Genomic DNA, 14,497 nt, shown 5'->3' with positions numbered 1-14,497 from the left:
TGGAATCACAGAGCAGACCTCAATACCAGAGGGTTTTTCGAACCCTCCATCTGTATCGATCATTATTGCACGGATTGTATGGTATATGGTCGAATGGAATATCATCGAATGTATGGAAATTCCATCCCATGTCAGCATACCCCTATCTCGCCCACTGGAAAGAAGAGATCAGCCGGAGTCCGAACGCGATTTACATGACGCTGGCCGATGCCCTGGCGCTTTCCATCCGCAAGGGCGACCTGAGGGAAGGCGACAGGTTGCCACCACAGCGCACGATCGCGGAGTATCTCGGCACCAATCTGACGACCGTGACCCGGGCCTTTACCGAGGCCCGCCGACGCGGCCTGATTGACGCAACGGTCGGCCGAGGAACCTTTGTCCGTGTCGGCGCGGGGGAAAGCCACTGGCGCCATACGGGACCGGCTGTGGTGGATCTGACCATGAACCTGCCACCGATCCCGCAGGAACCACCGCTTCAGCGGATCATCCAGAGCGACATCGCAGCCATCCTGAAACAGCAGGATCTGAACAGCCTGATGTCCTACCGGGTGACGGGTGGCACACAGGAAGAACGCCAGCTTGGCGCGAAATGGATCGCGCCCGTCATCGGTCAGCGGCGAACGGATGAAATCCTTGTCTCACCTGGTGCCCAGAGCGCTCTGGCGGCCACTGTCAGCACCCATACCCAGCCGGGCGATGTGATTGTCACCGACCGTATTGCCTATCCCGGCATCCGGACCATCGCGGCGCAGTTCGATCTTATTCTGGTCGGCGTGGACAGCGACATGGACGGGATGATGCCGGACCAGCTCGATCGCGTCTGCGCCGAACATCATCCCCGGATGCTCTACTGCATTCCGACCATCCACAATCCCACCACGGCCACGATGTCCCTGCAACGACGCAAGGATATCCTGAAGGTTGCCCAGCATCATCATCTGCATATTGCCGAGGATGACCCCTACAGCCTGCTGATGGACAATCCGCTACCGGCGCTGGCAGCACTCGACCATAGCCGTGTCAGCTACGTGGCTACCCTTGCCAAGACGCTCAGTCCGGGCCTGCGCATCGCCTATGTGGCCTTGCCCAATGCGGACATGACCCGACGGGTCGCGGCGGCCATCCGGGCCATTGCGCTCACCAATGCCGGTCTGCTCAGCGCGCTGACGGCGCGGTGGATGCAGACAGGGCAGGCGCATACGATCCTGCACGCCATCCAGAAAGAACTGCGCCTGCGCCAGTCCATTGCCCGCAGGGTGCTGGGGGAGGGGCATTGCATGAACCCCGACGGGCCGCATGTGTGGCTGAAACTGCCGGACTGGTGGGGCAGTGCGGATTTTGTGGCCTATGCCCGCAGGCGGGGACTGGCGCTGGTGCCCAGCACCGTTTTCACCATCAGTGGCGAGCCGCCGCAGCGGGCCCGGATTGCATTGGGCAGCGCACCGGATGCTGCAAGCCTTGAGGAATCCCTGCATGGCGTGCTGTCGGTCCTGCAACACAAACGCTCACCCGGCTTTGCCGATATTGTGTGACCTGCGCGCAGTGTCTGGAATCGATGGGACCATCTGATTCCGGGGCGCGCCATGCGGGCACACGGAAAAACAAAAAGGCACTTCATTCACGACTGCGTGATTATAAAATCAAGCTAAAACAGACCTTTATGGATACACCTTACGATTGTATGGTTGTCGTATATTTCTTGTATGCCTCTGTCGTGGCAGGATGGCGGCATGTAATCTGATTTGATCCGTTTGTACCTTTTTCATAAGGCATACAATATTTTGGCTCTCTGCCATCCCGTGCCACGTTCGCCTCGGCAACGCGGTCAGTCCCGGCTCCCTGCCGGAGACCGCAGCACACGGGAGAGATACCATGCCGAAAGTCGAACACGCTCCGTACAAAGACGGCGACTGCTTCGTCAATTATGAAAACAAGGTTTTTGAGGACGTCAAAGCCCAGCCCGGCGAAAAAGCCCTCATCACCTTCCACACCGTCGCCAATGAAGGCTCGGTCGGGTTCGTCAACCTGCTGCAGGCCACCCGCCTGATCCGCAAGGGCTTCGAGACGTCGGTGCTGCTATATGGACCGGGTGTCACCCTTGGTGTGCAGCGCGGCTTTCCCCGTCTGGGTGACGAAGCCTTTCCGGGGCACATGAACTGCAACAAGCAGATCGCAAAAATCCTTGAGGAAGGCGGAAAGGTCTATGCCTGCCGCTTCGCGCTTCAGGCCCTCTACGGCTACGGCGAGCAGAACCTGATCCCCGGCATCACGCCGATCAACCCGCAGGACGTGCTCGACATCATCCTGCTGGCCCGGCGCGACAACGCCTTCATCCTCAATACCTGGACCCTCTGAAGGCCGAAGGGAGGACCGCAAGCCATGTCCCGTATCGTTCGCGCCGCAGCCATCCAGATCAGCCCCGTCCTTGGTGACGATGGTCTGGGAACTGCCCGGAAAGTCTGTCAGGCCATCCGCGAGGCCGCCGAAAAAGGCGTGAAACTGGCGGTCTTTCCCGAAACCTTTGTGCCGTACTATCCCTATTTCTCGTTCATCCAGCCGGCTTTCCGCTTCGGTGGGGAGCATCTGGCGCTTTACGAACGCGCCGTCGTCATTCCCGGTCCGGTCACCGACATGGTGGCCGAGGCCGCGCGCCAGACCGGCATGGTCGTGGTGCTGGGCGTGAACGAGCGCGATTTCGGCACGCTCTACAACACCCAGATCATCTTCGACGCCACGGGTGAAATCCTGCTCAAACGCCGCAAGATCACGCCCACCTACCATGAACGCATGGTCTGGGGGCAGGGCGATGGTTCCGGGCTGAAAGTGGTGGAAAGCGCTGCCGGTCGCATTGGCGCACTGGCCTGCTGGGAGCATTACAACCCGCTCGCCCGCTACGCGCTGATGACCCAGCACGAGGAAATCCACTGTGCCCAGTTTCCGGGCTCGCTGGTCGGGCAGATCTTTGCCGACCAGATGGAAGTCACCATCCGGCATCACGCGCTGGAATCCGGCTGCTTTGTGGTGAACGCCACGGGTTGGCTCACCGAAGAGCAGATCAAGGAAATAGCCCGCGATCCCGCGCTGGAAGGGCCGCTGCGGGGTGGGTGCTTCACGGCCATCGTCTCGCCTGAAGGGAAGCTGCTCGGTACACCACTGACGGAAGGCGAGGGGATGGTGATTGCCGATCTCGACTTCGCCCTGATTACCAAGCGCAAGCGGATGATGGATTCCGTAGGGCATTACGCACGGCCCGAACTGCTCAGCCTGCTTCAGGACCGGCGGCCCGCCCGCACCGTTCATTACGTTGGGGAAGCCAATCCGGTTCCCACATCTACAGATGAGGCTGCGTCATGACCATTCCGACGCTCGGTACACTTTCTGGTCGCAAGCTCGTTACCGACCTGCAATCCTTCGGGCTGCAGATCGGTGAGCAGACCGGCGGCATTGCCCGCAAGGGAGGCGCCGGTCCTTCGGATCACAAGACGATTACCATTGCAGGCCAGACCGTCATGGTCCCGGTCTATACATCCGGCGCGCGGCATTCACCATTCCAGGCCAGCCCGCCGGACCAGCACGGGGCCAGCACGCTGCTACGCGATGGGCAGACACTGGGCACGATCCATTTTCCGGCCGCCCCGCGCTTTTACGGACTGAGCACGGCGGACGGCATTCCCTACTGGAAGATCGCCCTGCTGCATGGCCGTGACACGCTGGCGACCACGGTGCACCAGACCTGCATCCGCTATGCCGACCGGCGCACCTCCTGTCAGTTCTGCGCCATCGGCCAGTCGCTGGAGGCCGATCGGACGATCGCTTACAAGACACCGGCGCAGCTTGCCGAGGTCGCCAAGGCCGCCGTGGAACTGGACGGCGTGCGCGACATGGTGCTGACCACCGGCACGCCCAATGTGGTTGATCGGGGTGCTGCCGTGCTGGCGGAATCAGCCCGTGCCATTCGGGCGGCTGTGGATCTGCCGCTTCAGGTCCAGTGCGAGCCGCCGCGCGATCACGACTGGTTCCAGCGCCTGCGCGACGCCGGGGCCGACAGCCTGGGTATGCATCTCGAAGCCGCAACACAGGCGGTGCGCGAGAAGATCATGCCCGGCAAGGCCACGGTCAGCGTGGATCGCTATATGGACGCTTTCGCCAGCGCCGTGCCGGTCTTCGGGCGCGGGCAGGTCAATACCTACATTCTGGCCGGTCTTGGCGACAGCGCCGCAGATATTCTGGCTCTGGCCGAACGCCTGATTGCGCTCGGGGTCTATCCCTTCGTGGTGCCGTTCGTGCCGATTTCCGGCACACCGCTGGAAAATCACGCGCCGCCTTCGGCCGATTTCATGAAGTCCGTGCTTGCCCCGCTGGGGCGCATGCTGCGCGAGGCGAACATGAAATCCACCGACATCCGGGCCGGGTGTGGCCGGTGCGGCGCCTGTTCCTCCCTTTCGGCGTATGAACAATGACCATGATCCTCGAAGGGGTGGAAGACCGCCCGTTCATCCCCACGGAATATGTCGTGCGCCTTGCCCGCACGCCGTGGGAACGCGCAGGATATCACGCGCTGCGTCACGAAGTATTCTGCACCGAACAGCATGTTTTTGCAGATGACGATCGCGATGCGATTGATGCGACCGCCATTCCCATCATCGGAGCCTGCTGCATGGCGGGGATGCCGGACCGGATCGTGGGAGCGGTGCGCATCCATGAGGCCGAGCCCGGCGTGTGGCGCGGTTCCCGCCTGGCCGTGCATGAAGATCATCGCAGGCTGGGGCGGATCGGGGCGGAACTGATCCGCATGGCGGTCAGCACGGCGCACGGACTTGGAGCCAGACGGTTCCTGGCCCAAGTGCAGGAACAGAACGTGCTGTTCTTCCGCCGCCTGCACTGGAAAAGTCTCGGGGCCCTCACCCTGCATGGGCTGCCACATCACGACATGCAGGCCGACCTCTCACGCTATCCGGCGCATGGGCTGGACCAGACCTGGCTGCTGCGCCCGCAGCCTCGTAACCGGCAGGTGGCATGATGGCACACGAACTGACGACACTGCTGCGCACGCTTCGACACGGTCGGGCCCTTGCGGGCAAACAGGATATTGCCGAAACCGTCGCAATTCTTGGTCGGGATACAAGCGATGGTATCCGCCTAGGAGATGACTGTGCTGCCATACCGGATGGCGATGGCTATCTCCTGCTGGCCAGCGAGGGGTTTCAGGACAGCTTCGTGCGCGCCATGCCGTGGTTTGCCGGCTATTGCGGCGTGATGGTCAATATCAGTGACATCGCGGCCATGGGCGGTCGCCCTGTGGCTGTGGTGGATGCGTTGTGGAGCGATACATCCGAGGCGGCCGCGTCCATTCTGACCGGTCTGCATGAAGGTGCGCGCACCTATGGCGTGCCGGTTGTCGGCGGTCATACCAACATGCGCAGCACCCATAATTCGCTGTCGGTGGCGATCCTTGGCCGTGCCCGTCATCTGCTGACCAGTTTCGATGCCCGACCGGGCGAAGTCCTGATCGCCGCCATCGACCTGCGCGGCCGCTGGCACGACCCGCACCCGTTCTGGGATGCGAGTTCCGCACTGTGTCATACTGAGGGGGCGGCACGCCTTCGGGGTGATCTCGATCTCTTGCCCGGCATTGCCGAGGACGGGTTAAGCCGCGCCGCCAAGGACATCAGCATGGCCGGACTGCTGGGCACCGCCCTCATGCTGGCAGAATGTTCGGGTATCGGCATGACCATCACGCTCGATGACATTCCACGTCCCGACGATGCACCAATGGAACGCTGGCTGTCCGCATTCCCCAGCTATGGCTATCTGCTGACGGCCCGGCCCGAGGCGGCCGGGGCAGTCATGGCCCGCTTTCATGGGCGGGGCATAGCGGCTTCTGTCATCGGTCAGTGTGACAGCACGCAGCGGCTGGATGTCACATGGGCGGACGAGAAGGAAACCTTCTGGGATCTCGCCCGGATGCCTCTCATGGGGTGTGCGCCATGAGGCTCTCCATCGGCATCCTGACCCATTCCACCAATCCGCGTGGCGGCGTGGTGCATGGCATGGCGCTGGCCGAAGCCCTGTGCGACGCAGGCCACGACGCCACGCTCATCGCGCCGGATGTAACCGGGGTCGGTTTCTTCCGCAGGCCCCGCTGCGCCACAAACTGCATCCCGGCTGTGCCCGAGCCCGACCTGCCAACGCTGGTGGAACGCCGTATTGGCGAGATCAGGGACGCCCTGCGTGGGCAGCCTTTTGACGTGCTGCACGCACAGGACCCGATCAGCGCCAATGCACTGGCCGAACTGGTGGAAGAGGGGCGGATACCGGGCTTTGCCCGCACGGTCCACCATCTTGACCATTTCACGCACCCGGTCCTTGCCGCGCGGCAGGAACGGGGGATCAGGGCGGCGGCCGAACTGTTTACCGTCAGCACAATGTGGGAAGATGTCCTGCGCAACGACCATGGCCGCGAAGCCCCGGTCGTGGGCAACGGGGTTGATCCCGTGCGCTTTTCGCACGTCCCAACCGCGCATGATGCCGCGTTGCGGGCGCGGTATCATCTGCCTGCCGACCGTCACCTGATCCTGTCCGTGGGCGGGATCGAGCGGCGCAAGAACACGTTGCACCTGCTGGAAGCGTTTGTGGCCCTGCGCCGCGAACGGCCGGACGTGCATCTGGTTGTGGCGGGCGGGGCCTCGCTGCTGGATCATTCCGCCTACCGCACCCGGTTCACGACGTATCTGCGCGAAAGCGGTGCAGCCGATCATGTCACCATCACCGGGCCGGTTGCGGATGAGGACATGCCCGCCTTCTACCGGCAGGCGGACGTGCTGGCCTATCCGTCCATAACCGAAGGGTTCGGCCTGTGCCCGCTGGAGGCGCTCGCGTGTGGCACGCCAGTCGTTGTGCCGGAAATCGCGCCCTTTACCGAGCATCTTTCGCGGGCAGATGCGCTGTGGTGCGACCTAGCGCGCCCCGACACCCTGTTTCTGGCCTTGCGGGATGCCCTTGGCGCCCAAAACCGCGAACGCTTCCGGGCCAGCGGCCCCGCAACCGCCCGCCGTTTCGACTGGGGCCGCGTCGCCAGTCGGCACCTCCCCGCATACCGGCGTCTGGCGGCGCGGTCGCGCACCGATGCCATTGCTTCAGGAGTTCTTTCACCATGCCCGAAATGACCTTTCGCGTGCGCTGGCCCGATGGGAAGGAGACTGACTGTTACTCCCCGTCGCTGGTCATAAGGGACCACTTCACGCCCGGTCGGGATTATCCGGTCCGGGAGTTTCTTGAAAAGGCGGACACCGCCCTGACGGACGCCAGCGAGCGGGTTCGCGCCCGCTACGGCTTCCCATGCAGCCGCGCCCTTGGCCAGCTTCAGGCCATAAGGCAGGCCAGTGCGCCCTTCCTGAACCAGTCCGACGCGCAGGTGCGCGTCCTGTCCTTCAGTTATTGAGACGAAAAGAACGATCATGACACAGAACGAGAAAACCATCCCCGTCATCATCGTGGGTGGCGGACAGGCCGGGCTCTCCATGAGCTGGTATCTCTGCCGCGAGAAGGTGGAGCACATCGTCTTTGAGGCAAAGACGGCCTGCCATTCGTGGGATGATGAACGCTGGGACAATTTCTGCCTGGTCACACCGAACTGGCAGTGCGAACTTCCCGGTCATCCCTATAAGGGGAAAGACCCGCACGGCTTCATGGTGAAGCAGGAAATTATTGACTACGTGAAGGGCTTTGTCGCCTCCTTCAATCCGCCCCTGCGCGAGCACACTGCCGTTACCTCCATCACCCGCCATGAAGGTGGTGGCTACCGCGTGGTAGCAGGTGGTGAGACGTGGCACGCAAAGCATGTTGTCATCGCATCAGGCGCATATCAGGATGCGGTCATCCCCGGCTATGCCAGCGCGATCGACCCCGCCATCCGTCAGGTTCACTCGCAGGATTACCGCAACGCGGCCCAGTTGCCGGAAGGGGCTGTGCTGGTCGTGGGCAGCGGCCAGTCCGGCGCGCAGATTGTCGAGGACCTGTTTCTTGAAAAACGCAAGGTCCATCTCTGTGTCGGCTCCGCCCCGCGTGTCTCGCGTTTCTACCGTGGTCGCGACGTTGTGGACTGGCTTGCGGACATGCACTTCTACGACCTGACGGTAGATAATCACCCTCTGCGTGACGGTGCACGTGACAAGACCAATCATTATGTCACCGGTCGAAATGGAGGCCATGATCTTGATCTGCGCCTCTTTGCAAAGAAGGGCGTTGGCCTGCATGGCACGCTGGAGACAATCCGCGATGAAATGGCGCACTTCGCGCCGGATCTTGCGGAAAACCTTGATGATGCGGACAAGACCAATGCCGACATCAAGAAATCCATCGACGCCTACATCGCCCGTGAAGGGATCACGGCTCCGACCGAATCCCCTTATGTGCCTGTGTGGGAGCCCGATGGCAGTAACACGCCGCTGGACCTGAAGGCGGCCGGGATCACTTCGATCCTCTGGTGCATCGGCTTCCGCCCGAACTATCGCTGGATCGACGTGCCGGTGTTCAATGGGGCAGGCAAGCCGGTCTGGCATCGTGGCGTGACCGATGCGCCGGGCTTCTACTTCCTCGGCCTGCCGTGGCTGCACACCTGGGGATCGGGGCGGTTCTCAGGCGTTTCGCGTGATGCCGCGTGGCTGGCCAGCCAGATCACCGGCAAAGACGTGCCTGTAGCCTGAACGGAGTAAAGCGCCATGCTTCCATGGACAACATATGAGGCGATGTATGACGCGGCCACAAGCCAGCCAGAACAATTCTGGCTGGAGGCGGCGCAACGCATCACATGGAAGCAGGCACCTGTGAGCGCATGCAGGACACGGGCGGATGGCTGGCATGACTGGTTCCCCGACGCCACGCTCAACACCTGCCATAACGCCGTCGACCGGCATGTAGCGGACGGACGCGGCGGGCAGGCGGCGCTGATCTGGCATTCCTGCGCCACGAAGGAACGGCAGGTGGTAACCTACCGGGAACTCCAGGGCAGGGTGGCCGGGTTTGCCGGCGGCCTGCGCGCGCTGGGGGTGGAGAAAGGCGACCGCGTCCTGATCGCCATGCCCACCATGATCGAAACCGCCATCGCCATGCTGGCCTGTGCGCGGATCGGGGCGGTGCATGTGGTGGTTTTTGCGGGTTACGCCGGACCTGAGCTGGCTCGGCGGATTGATAGCGTGGCGCCGAAAGTCATCATCATCGCCAGTTGCAGCTTTCAGGGGCAAACCACCATACCATCCCAACTCGCCCTGAATGAGGCGCTAGCCGAAGCCGAGCATAAACCCCAGGCCTGCGTGATCGTGCAGCGAGCGACCTGCCCGGCTCAGCTTCTGCCGGAACGGGATCACGATTTCCATACGCTGGAACAGTCCGCGCCGGCAGAGCCGGTCATGCTGAGATCTGAAGATCCCCTGTATATTCTTCATACATCCGGCACGACAGGTCATGCGAAGGGCATCGTGCGCGACAATGGCGGGCATGCCGTGGCCCTCGCCCTGTCCATGGAGCTGATCTATGGCTGCGAACCCGGCGATACGTTCTTCACGACATCGGATCTGGGCTGGGTGGTAGGCCATTCCTACGGGGTCTATGCACCGCTGCTCAGCGGCTGCACCAGCGTGATCGTGGAAGGCGGCGCATCGGCTTCCGCCATCCGCGCGCTTTGCCATGAGCACGAGGTGAAATGCCTGTTCACCACACCCACCCAGATGCGCCTCATGCGGCAGGAAAGCCGCAACCTGTCAGGGGCCATCCTGCCTGCACTGGCCCGCATTTTCGTGGCCGGGGAGTATGCGGACCCGACATTGCTGGAGTGGGCACGATCCTATTTTTGCAAACCCGTGGTCAATCATTGGTGGCAGACCGAAACCGGATGGAGCATCACCGCGCATTTCTTTGGCCTGCCCGAGCGTGAGCCGGTTGCGCTCATGAACGACATCGGGCGGCCTGCACCGGGATTCCGTCCGGAAATCATGCTGTCCATACCCGGTGAACAGTGCGGCGAAATTGTCCTCTCCCTGCCGCTGCCACCCGGCTGCCTGGCTGGCGTATGGAAGGATGGAGCGATCCATGTTCCTGCAGCTTACCTGGACGAGACCGGCCAGTATTATCGTACCTTTGACGAAGGTATGATCGAGGCCAGCCGCGCCGTGCATATGCTCGGGCGTTCCGATGATGTCATAAAGGTCGCGGGCCGGCGAATTTCGGGCGTACAGATCGAAAAGATCATCGCCGCCCATCCAGAAGTTCATGCCTGTGCCGTAGTGGCCACCCCTGATGAACTGAGAGGCCAGCGACCTGTCGCCTATGTAGTACCTAACTCCGGCGTAGAAGGCAGACCTTCTTCCGAGGAGATAATCGGACGGGTCAATCACGCACTCGGTCGCTGGATTGGCCTTAAGGAAGTCCGCTTCGTCAAACATCTGCCAACAACGGTTTCAGGAAAGATCACGCGGAAACGCCTGTTGGTATCTTAACGTTATCAGGCTCGTACCAGATCATTCTTACGGAAAAATGGTGAGCTCAAACAGACAGTCCGGAGACTCTGCACTTATCAATATGTCATGGTTAAAGGATTATTAGAAAGACGACAGAATGGTAACTGAAGGCGTCTTCAAAAATCAAAAAAATAACAGATGCCTACATCTATCAGACAGTGCGAATATTCCAACAACAAAACCGTCTAGCAGTCTGCATTTATTGAAATTTTATATTTCTTATAACTGCGACTGAATCAGGATTTGGGGAATTACCCATGCAACCATCTCACGATATCGCGCTGCTTCTTGCACGCTTCCAGTTCGCCTTTACCGTAGGCGTCCATATTGTTTTTCCTGCCTTTTCAATCGGCTTGGCAGCCTATCTGGCCGTACTGGAAGGATTATGGCTTAAAACCGGCCGTGCGGCCTATCTTGATCTCTATCGATACTGGATCAAGATATTCTCGATCGTCTTTGGGATGGGCGTCGTCTCCGGACTGGTCATGTCGTATGAATTCGGCACGAACTGGTCAGTTTTCTCGCGGAAAGCCGGGCCTATTACAGGTGTCCTCCTATCGTATGAAGTCATGACAGCCTTCTTTCTCGAGGCGGGCTTCCTAGGGGTCATGCTCTTTGGCATGAACAAGGTGGGACGCGGCCTGCATTATGCAGCAACATGTTGTGTCTCGGTCGGCACACTCATCTCGATGACATGGATCCTGGCATCAAACTCATGGATGCAGACGCCGCAGGGATACACGATTGATGCTGCTACCGGTCGCTTCATACCTGCGGACTGGCTTGCCATCATTTTCAATCCCTCTTTCCCTTTCCGGCTTGTGCATATGGGTCTGGCGGCCTTTCTTTCGGTTGCCTTTATAGTAGGGGCGACAGGGGCGTGGCATCTGCTCAAGGCACGCCGTGCGGGCACCCAGGCAAGCGAACCAGTGCGCCTGATGTTTTCCATGGCGATGTGGATGGCAGCCTTCGTTGCCCCTCTGCAGGTCCTCGCCGGTGACGCCCACGGGTTGAACACGCTCAAATACCAGCCGGTTAAAATTGCTGCGATGGAAGGGGACTGGGAGTCAGAAGCACGTGCCCCTGAACTACTGTTCGGTATTCCCAACATGAAAACCGAACATACGGATTATGCCATCAGGCTGCCGCTGGCCGGGTCGCTCATCCTGACACACAGCCTGAATGGCAAGGTACCGGGCATGAAGGATTTCCCGCGTGACCAGCGTCCGCCTTCTCCCGTGATCTTCTTTTCCTTCCGCATCATGATTGCGCTGGCGATGCTTATGGTCATTGTCGGGTTCTGGTCACTCTGGCTGAGGCACAGAGGAACTCTGTTTAGCAGTCCGGGATTTCATCGGGTCGCCGTATGCATGGCACCGGCCGGTTTCATCGCATTGCTGTGCGGTTGGGTGACGACCGAGGTTGGGCGTCAACCATGGACCGTTTATGGTTTGCTCAGGACATCCGATAGTGTTTCCCCGATTGCTCTGTCCAATATGGCGCTGACGATGACCGTCTTTGTTGTAGTCTACGTAATCGTATTTGGATCAGGCATCGGCATTCTGGGCCGCCTGCTAGCACGCGCACCACAGGAAGGAGAGCATGAGACCAGCCCCTCTCATGCCCCGGATATTCTAGCCACAAGCACTCATCCCAAAGTCATCAATCCCTCTTCTGGCGAAGGAGCCTGAACATGATGGACGTCGCATACTGGCTTCCGATCATATGGGCCGTTATTCTGGTCGCTGCGATCACCATCTATGTCGTCCTTGATGGCTTTGACCTTGGCATCGGAATGCTGTTCGCCGTGGAACGGCATGAAGGCCGCAGGGATGTGATGGTCAACACCATTGCCCCTGTATGGGACGGAAACGAAACGTGGATGGTCCTTGGTGGCGCTACGCTTTACGGGGTCTTTCCTGGGGCCTATTCAACCCTGCTTCCCGCGTTTTACCTGCCGATCGTGCTCATGCTGGTTGCCCTGATCTTCCGGGGTGTAGCCTTCGAATTTCGTATCATGACACGCGGGACTGGACGCGAAAAACTGTGGGACGGTGGCTTCATGATTGGATCGGGAATCGCTGCTTTCTGCCAGGGCGCAATCCTCGGCGGAGTTGTTCAGGGAATCAAGGTCGTGGATGGAGCTTTTGTTGGCAGTTCAATGGACTGGCTGACCCCATTCAGCGTGCTGTGCGGACTGGCCGTCATGTGCGGTTATGCCCTGCTCGGGGCAACTTGGTTGATCTGGCGCACAACCGACGTGCTAGAAGCTTCCTGCCGCAAATGGGCGAAGCTGCTGGCAATCGGGTTGTTTGTATGCATCGTCGCTGTCAGCCTGTGGACGCCTATGTTGCACGCACCCTACCTGCGACGCTGGACCGAGTGGCCCAATATCGTATTTGTCGCACCCGTTCCCCTTCTGGTAATCGCACTAGGTTTTCTACTGACCATCGGTCTGCGTCGTGGGCATTCCAAAGGACCCTTCCTGTGTGCTCTCGGTTGGTTCTTTCTCTGCCTGTCCGGACTCGGGATTACGGTATGGCCGTATGCTGTTCCGCCCGGGTTGACGCTGTGGGATGTATCATCCCCCCCATCCAGTCAATTTTTTCAACTGGTCGGCACCGTCATCTTGCTGCCGATCATCCTGACCTACACAGTCTACTCCTATCGTGTGTTCCGGGGAAAGGTAACGGAAGCAGATGGCTATCATTGAGATTGTACAGGGCAATGGGGACAACGCGCCCCGGCGCCTTAGCCAGCGTATAGGTTGGTTCATCGGCATATGGACGCTTAGCACAGCAGCGTTATTCGCAAGCGCACTACTCGTTCACATGATCGTACCAAAATGACTAAATCTGTGGTTGTTCCGACAACCACAGATTCATTTTTTAACATTGATTATACCCAGTTAAATTCTTCCCACGATCTTATTGAGCCGTTTAGCGGCGATCTTTTGCCTGATTTCGGGTCGCCGGAAATAAATCGGTATCTCACAGAGCAACGGGCCGCCGTCCCATGCTGTTGCCATGATCCGCATTGAACTAGGGCGTTTCGTCAGTTAAGCGGGAGGATTATGCCGCTTGTACTCCCGTTTGATCTGTGATGTTTTCTTCCTGTTGATGGGACGGGAAGAGTGTGAATGCGACGGTATGGTCTGAGCGACAGTCAGTGGAAGCGGATAGCTCACGCGAGCCAGGCCATGCGTGCAGGACGACTGGTCATCATGGTGGACGATGACAGCAAGTAGAACGAAGGCGACGTGGTCATGGCGGCTCAATTCGTGACGCCTAAGCGGCCCAGAAACATAGCGAAACGGCCGACATCGCGAAGGTAATTGCGTTGCGTTCCCTGGGAGAACCGCCGCACCGCCATGTCATCAAGCAGGCGCTGGCGAAGGTGACTGATTGCAGCAATGCACAGGGACTCCGTTATCATCCGGGCTCCTTTTGGTGGGAAAAAGCCAGAGTGCTTGGCCCGATCAGGACAGTTACAAATAAAATAGATCTCTCACGCCGTGGTGACAGACTTCCATGTCACACCAATCCCGCGCAGCAGGTTCGTTCATTCAACTGATCGGTGCATGCGCGGACACTGCTCAGATCGGCAAGGTCCAGGGCAACCAGTTCAGATGCTCAGCCTACGCGTTCTACCTCAAGTCAGACGAGGTGGTAGGCCTCCTGTTGTATTCCACATGAGGCTTCCCAAATCCTTAGGAACTGCGTTTTTTAAGAAGGATCTGTCATGCCCAGCCTGTTTGAGCCGATTGAACTGGGAAGCATTTACGCAAAAAACAGAATTCTCATGGCGCCGCTGACACGTGGCCGGGGCACCCGCGAGCATGTACCCACTCCCATCATGGCCGAATATTACGCGCAACGCGCTGGGGCCGGTCTGATTATCTCGGAAGCGACAGAGGTGGACCCGTCCGTTCGGACAGTTTTGTGGGCTTGATAAGCTATACCCNGGTTGTTGTTATGCCGCCA

Annotated in this window: 13 protein-coding genes and 1 pseudogene; all 14 read left to right on the top strand. The window is 59.8% G+C overall.

What is annotated here, in order from left to right:
• Positions 1-128 precede the first annotated feature (128 nt).
• Positions 129-1,532, top strand: a complete 1,404-nt coding sequence (locus NJLHNGOC_RS14780; RefSeq protein WP_014106934.1) for an aminotransferase-like domain-containing protein — start codon at positions 129-131, stop codon at positions 1,530-1,532.
• 340 nt (positions 1,533-1,872) lie between these two features.
• The gene (locus tag NJLHNGOC_RS14775) at positions 1,873-2,355 is read left to right on the top strand and encodes an MSMEG_0572/Sll0783 family nitrogen starvation response protein (protein ID WP_010512510.1); all 483 of its coding nucleotides are present in this window, start codon (positions 1,873-1,875) and stop codon (positions 2,353-2,355) included.
• A gap of 24 nt (positions 2,356-2,379) precedes the next feature.
• Positions 2,380-3,354 (top strand): Nit6803 family nitrilase, encoded by a 975-nt coding sequence (locus NJLHNGOC_RS14770; protein ID WP_048851485.1) that lies wholly within the window; start codon positions 2,380-2,382, stop codon positions 3,352-3,354.
• Complete coding sequence (locus NJLHNGOC_RS14765) at positions 3,351-4,460, top strand: MSMEG_0568 family radical SAM protein (RefSeq protein WP_113597034.1); 1,110 nt, start codon at positions 3,351-3,353, stop codon at positions 4,458-4,460. Before NJLHNGOC_RS14770 ends, NJLHNGOC_RS14765 begins: the two co-directional genes overlap by 4 nt.
• A complete protein-coding gene (locus NJLHNGOC_RS14760) occupies positions 4,457-5,020 on the top strand; it encodes an MSMEG_0567/Sll0786 family nitrogen starvation N-acetyltransferase (protein WP_113597033.1) in 564 nt (187 codons plus the stop codon). The genes NJLHNGOC_RS14765 and NJLHNGOC_RS14760 overlap by 4 nt, the downstream gene beginning before the upstream one ends.
• The gene (locus tag NJLHNGOC_RS14755; RefSeq protein ID WP_014106929.1) at positions 5,017-5,991 is read left to right on the top strand and encodes a sll0787 family AIR synthase-like protein; all 975 of its coding nucleotides are present in this window, start codon (positions 5,017-5,019) and stop codon (positions 5,989-5,991) included. The genes NJLHNGOC_RS14760 and NJLHNGOC_RS14755 overlap by 4 nt, the downstream gene beginning before the upstream one ends.
• Positions 5,988-7,166: an MSMEG_0565 family glycosyltransferase gene (locus tag NJLHNGOC_RS14750; protein ID WP_110096280.1), complete on the top strand. Its 1,179-nt coding sequence runs from the start codon at positions 5,988-5,990 to the stop codon at positions 7,164-7,166. Before NJLHNGOC_RS14755 ends, NJLHNGOC_RS14750 begins: the two co-directional genes overlap by 4 nt.
• A complete protein-coding gene (locus NJLHNGOC_RS14745; protein ID WP_087608922.1) occupies positions 7,154-7,441 on the top strand; it encodes an MSMEG_0570 family nitrogen starvation response protein in 288 nt (95 codons plus the stop codon). Before NJLHNGOC_RS14750 ends, NJLHNGOC_RS14745 begins: the two co-directional genes overlap by 13 nt.
• Positions 7,442-7,457: 16 nt before the next feature.
• Positions 7,458-8,705 (top strand): MSMEG_0569 family flavin-dependent oxidoreductase, encoded by a 1,248-nt coding sequence (locus NJLHNGOC_RS14740; protein ID WP_113597032.1) that lies wholly within the window; start codon positions 7,458-7,460, stop codon positions 8,703-8,705.
• A 15-nt stretch (positions 8,706-8,720) separates the two neighbouring features.
• Positions 8,721-10,493: an AMP-binding protein gene (locus NJLHNGOC_RS14735; protein WP_048851489.1), complete on the top strand. Its 1,773-nt coding sequence runs from the start codon at positions 8,721-8,723 to the stop codon at positions 10,491-10,493.
• 278 nt (positions 10,494-10,771) lie between these two features.
• Positions 10,772-12,205, top strand: a complete 1,434-nt coding sequence (locus NJLHNGOC_RS14730; protein ID WP_087608923.1) for a cytochrome ubiquinol oxidase subunit I — start codon at positions 10,772-10,774, stop codon at positions 12,203-12,205.
• Positions 12,206-12,207: 2 nt separating this feature from the next.
• The gene (gene cydB / locus NJLHNGOC_RS14725) at positions 12,208-13,227 is read left to right on the top strand and encodes a cytochrome d ubiquinol oxidase subunit II (RefSeq protein WP_087608924.1); all 1,020 of its coding nucleotides are present in this window, start codon (positions 12,208-12,210) and stop codon (positions 13,225-13,227) included.
• Positions 13,214-13,363 (top strand): DUF2474 domain-containing protein, encoded by a 150-nt coding sequence (locus tag NJLHNGOC_RS14720; RefSeq protein WP_081477948.1) that lies wholly within the window; start codon positions 13,214-13,216, stop codon positions 13,361-13,363. The genes cydB and NJLHNGOC_RS14720 overlap by 14 nt, the downstream gene beginning before the upstream one ends.
• 892 nt (positions 13,364-14,255) lie before the next feature.
• Positions 14,256-14,432: pseudogene (locus tag NJLHNGOC_RS14710) on the top strand (oxidoreductase); the annotation flags it as partial.
• Positions 14,433-14,497 lie beyond the last annotated feature (65 nt).

This window comes from Novacetimonas cocois (assembly GCF_003311635.1).
GTDB classification, from domain to species: Bacteria; Pseudomonadota; Alphaproteobacteria; order Acetobacterales; family Acetobacteraceae; genus Novacetimonas; species Novacetimonas cocois.
Note: the sequence above shows the minus strand (reverse complement) of the source record. Positions and strands in the feature narration are given on the sequence as shown.

Coding starts and splice junctions, on each gene's coding strand:
- NJLHNGOC_RS14780 (WP_014106934.1), top strand. CDS start 129: ATGTCAGCATACCCCTATCTCGCCCACTGGAAAGAAGAGATCAGCCGG.
- NJLHNGOC_RS14775 (WP_010512510.1), top strand. CDS start 1,873: ATGCCGAAAGTCGAACACGCTCCGTACAAAGACGGCGACTGCTTCGTC.
- NJLHNGOC_RS14770 (WP_048851485.1), top strand. CDS start 2,380: ATGTCCCGTATCGTTCGCGCCGCAGCCATCCAGATCAGCCCCGTCCTT.
- NJLHNGOC_RS14765 (WP_113597034.1), top strand. CDS start 3,351: ATGACCATTCCGACGCTCGGTACACTTTCTGGTCGCAAGCTCGTTACC.
- NJLHNGOC_RS14760 (WP_113597033.1), top strand. CDS start 4,457: ATGACCATGATCCTCGAAGGGGTGGAAGACCGCCCGTTCATCCCCACG.
- NJLHNGOC_RS14755 (WP_014106929.1), top strand. CDS start 5,017: ATGATGGCACACGAACTGACGACACTGCTGCGCACGCTTCGACACGGT.
- NJLHNGOC_RS14750 (WP_110096280.1), top strand. CDS start 5,988: ATGAGGCTCTCCATCGGCATCCTGACCCATTCCACCAATCCGCGTGGC.
- NJLHNGOC_RS14745 (WP_087608922.1), top strand. CDS start 7,154: ATGCCCGAAATGACCTTTCGCGTGCGCTGGCCCGATGGGAAGGAGACT.
- NJLHNGOC_RS14740 (WP_113597032.1), top strand. CDS start 7,458: ATGACACAGAACGAGAAAACCATCCCCGTCATCATCGTGGGTGGCGGA.
- NJLHNGOC_RS14735 (WP_048851489.1), top strand. CDS start 8,721: ATGCTTCCATGGACAACATATGAGGCGATGTATGACGCGGCCACAAGC.
- NJLHNGOC_RS14730 (WP_087608923.1), top strand. CDS start 10,772: ATGCAACCATCTCACGATATCGCGCTGCTTCTTGCACGCTTCCAGTTC.
- cydB (WP_087608924.1), top strand. CDS start 12,208: ATGATGGACGTCGCATACTGGCTTCCGATCATATGGGCCGTTATTCTG.
- NJLHNGOC_RS14720 (WP_081477948.1), top strand. CDS start 13,214: ATGGCTATCATTGAGATTGTACAGGGCAATGGGGACAACGCGCCCCGG.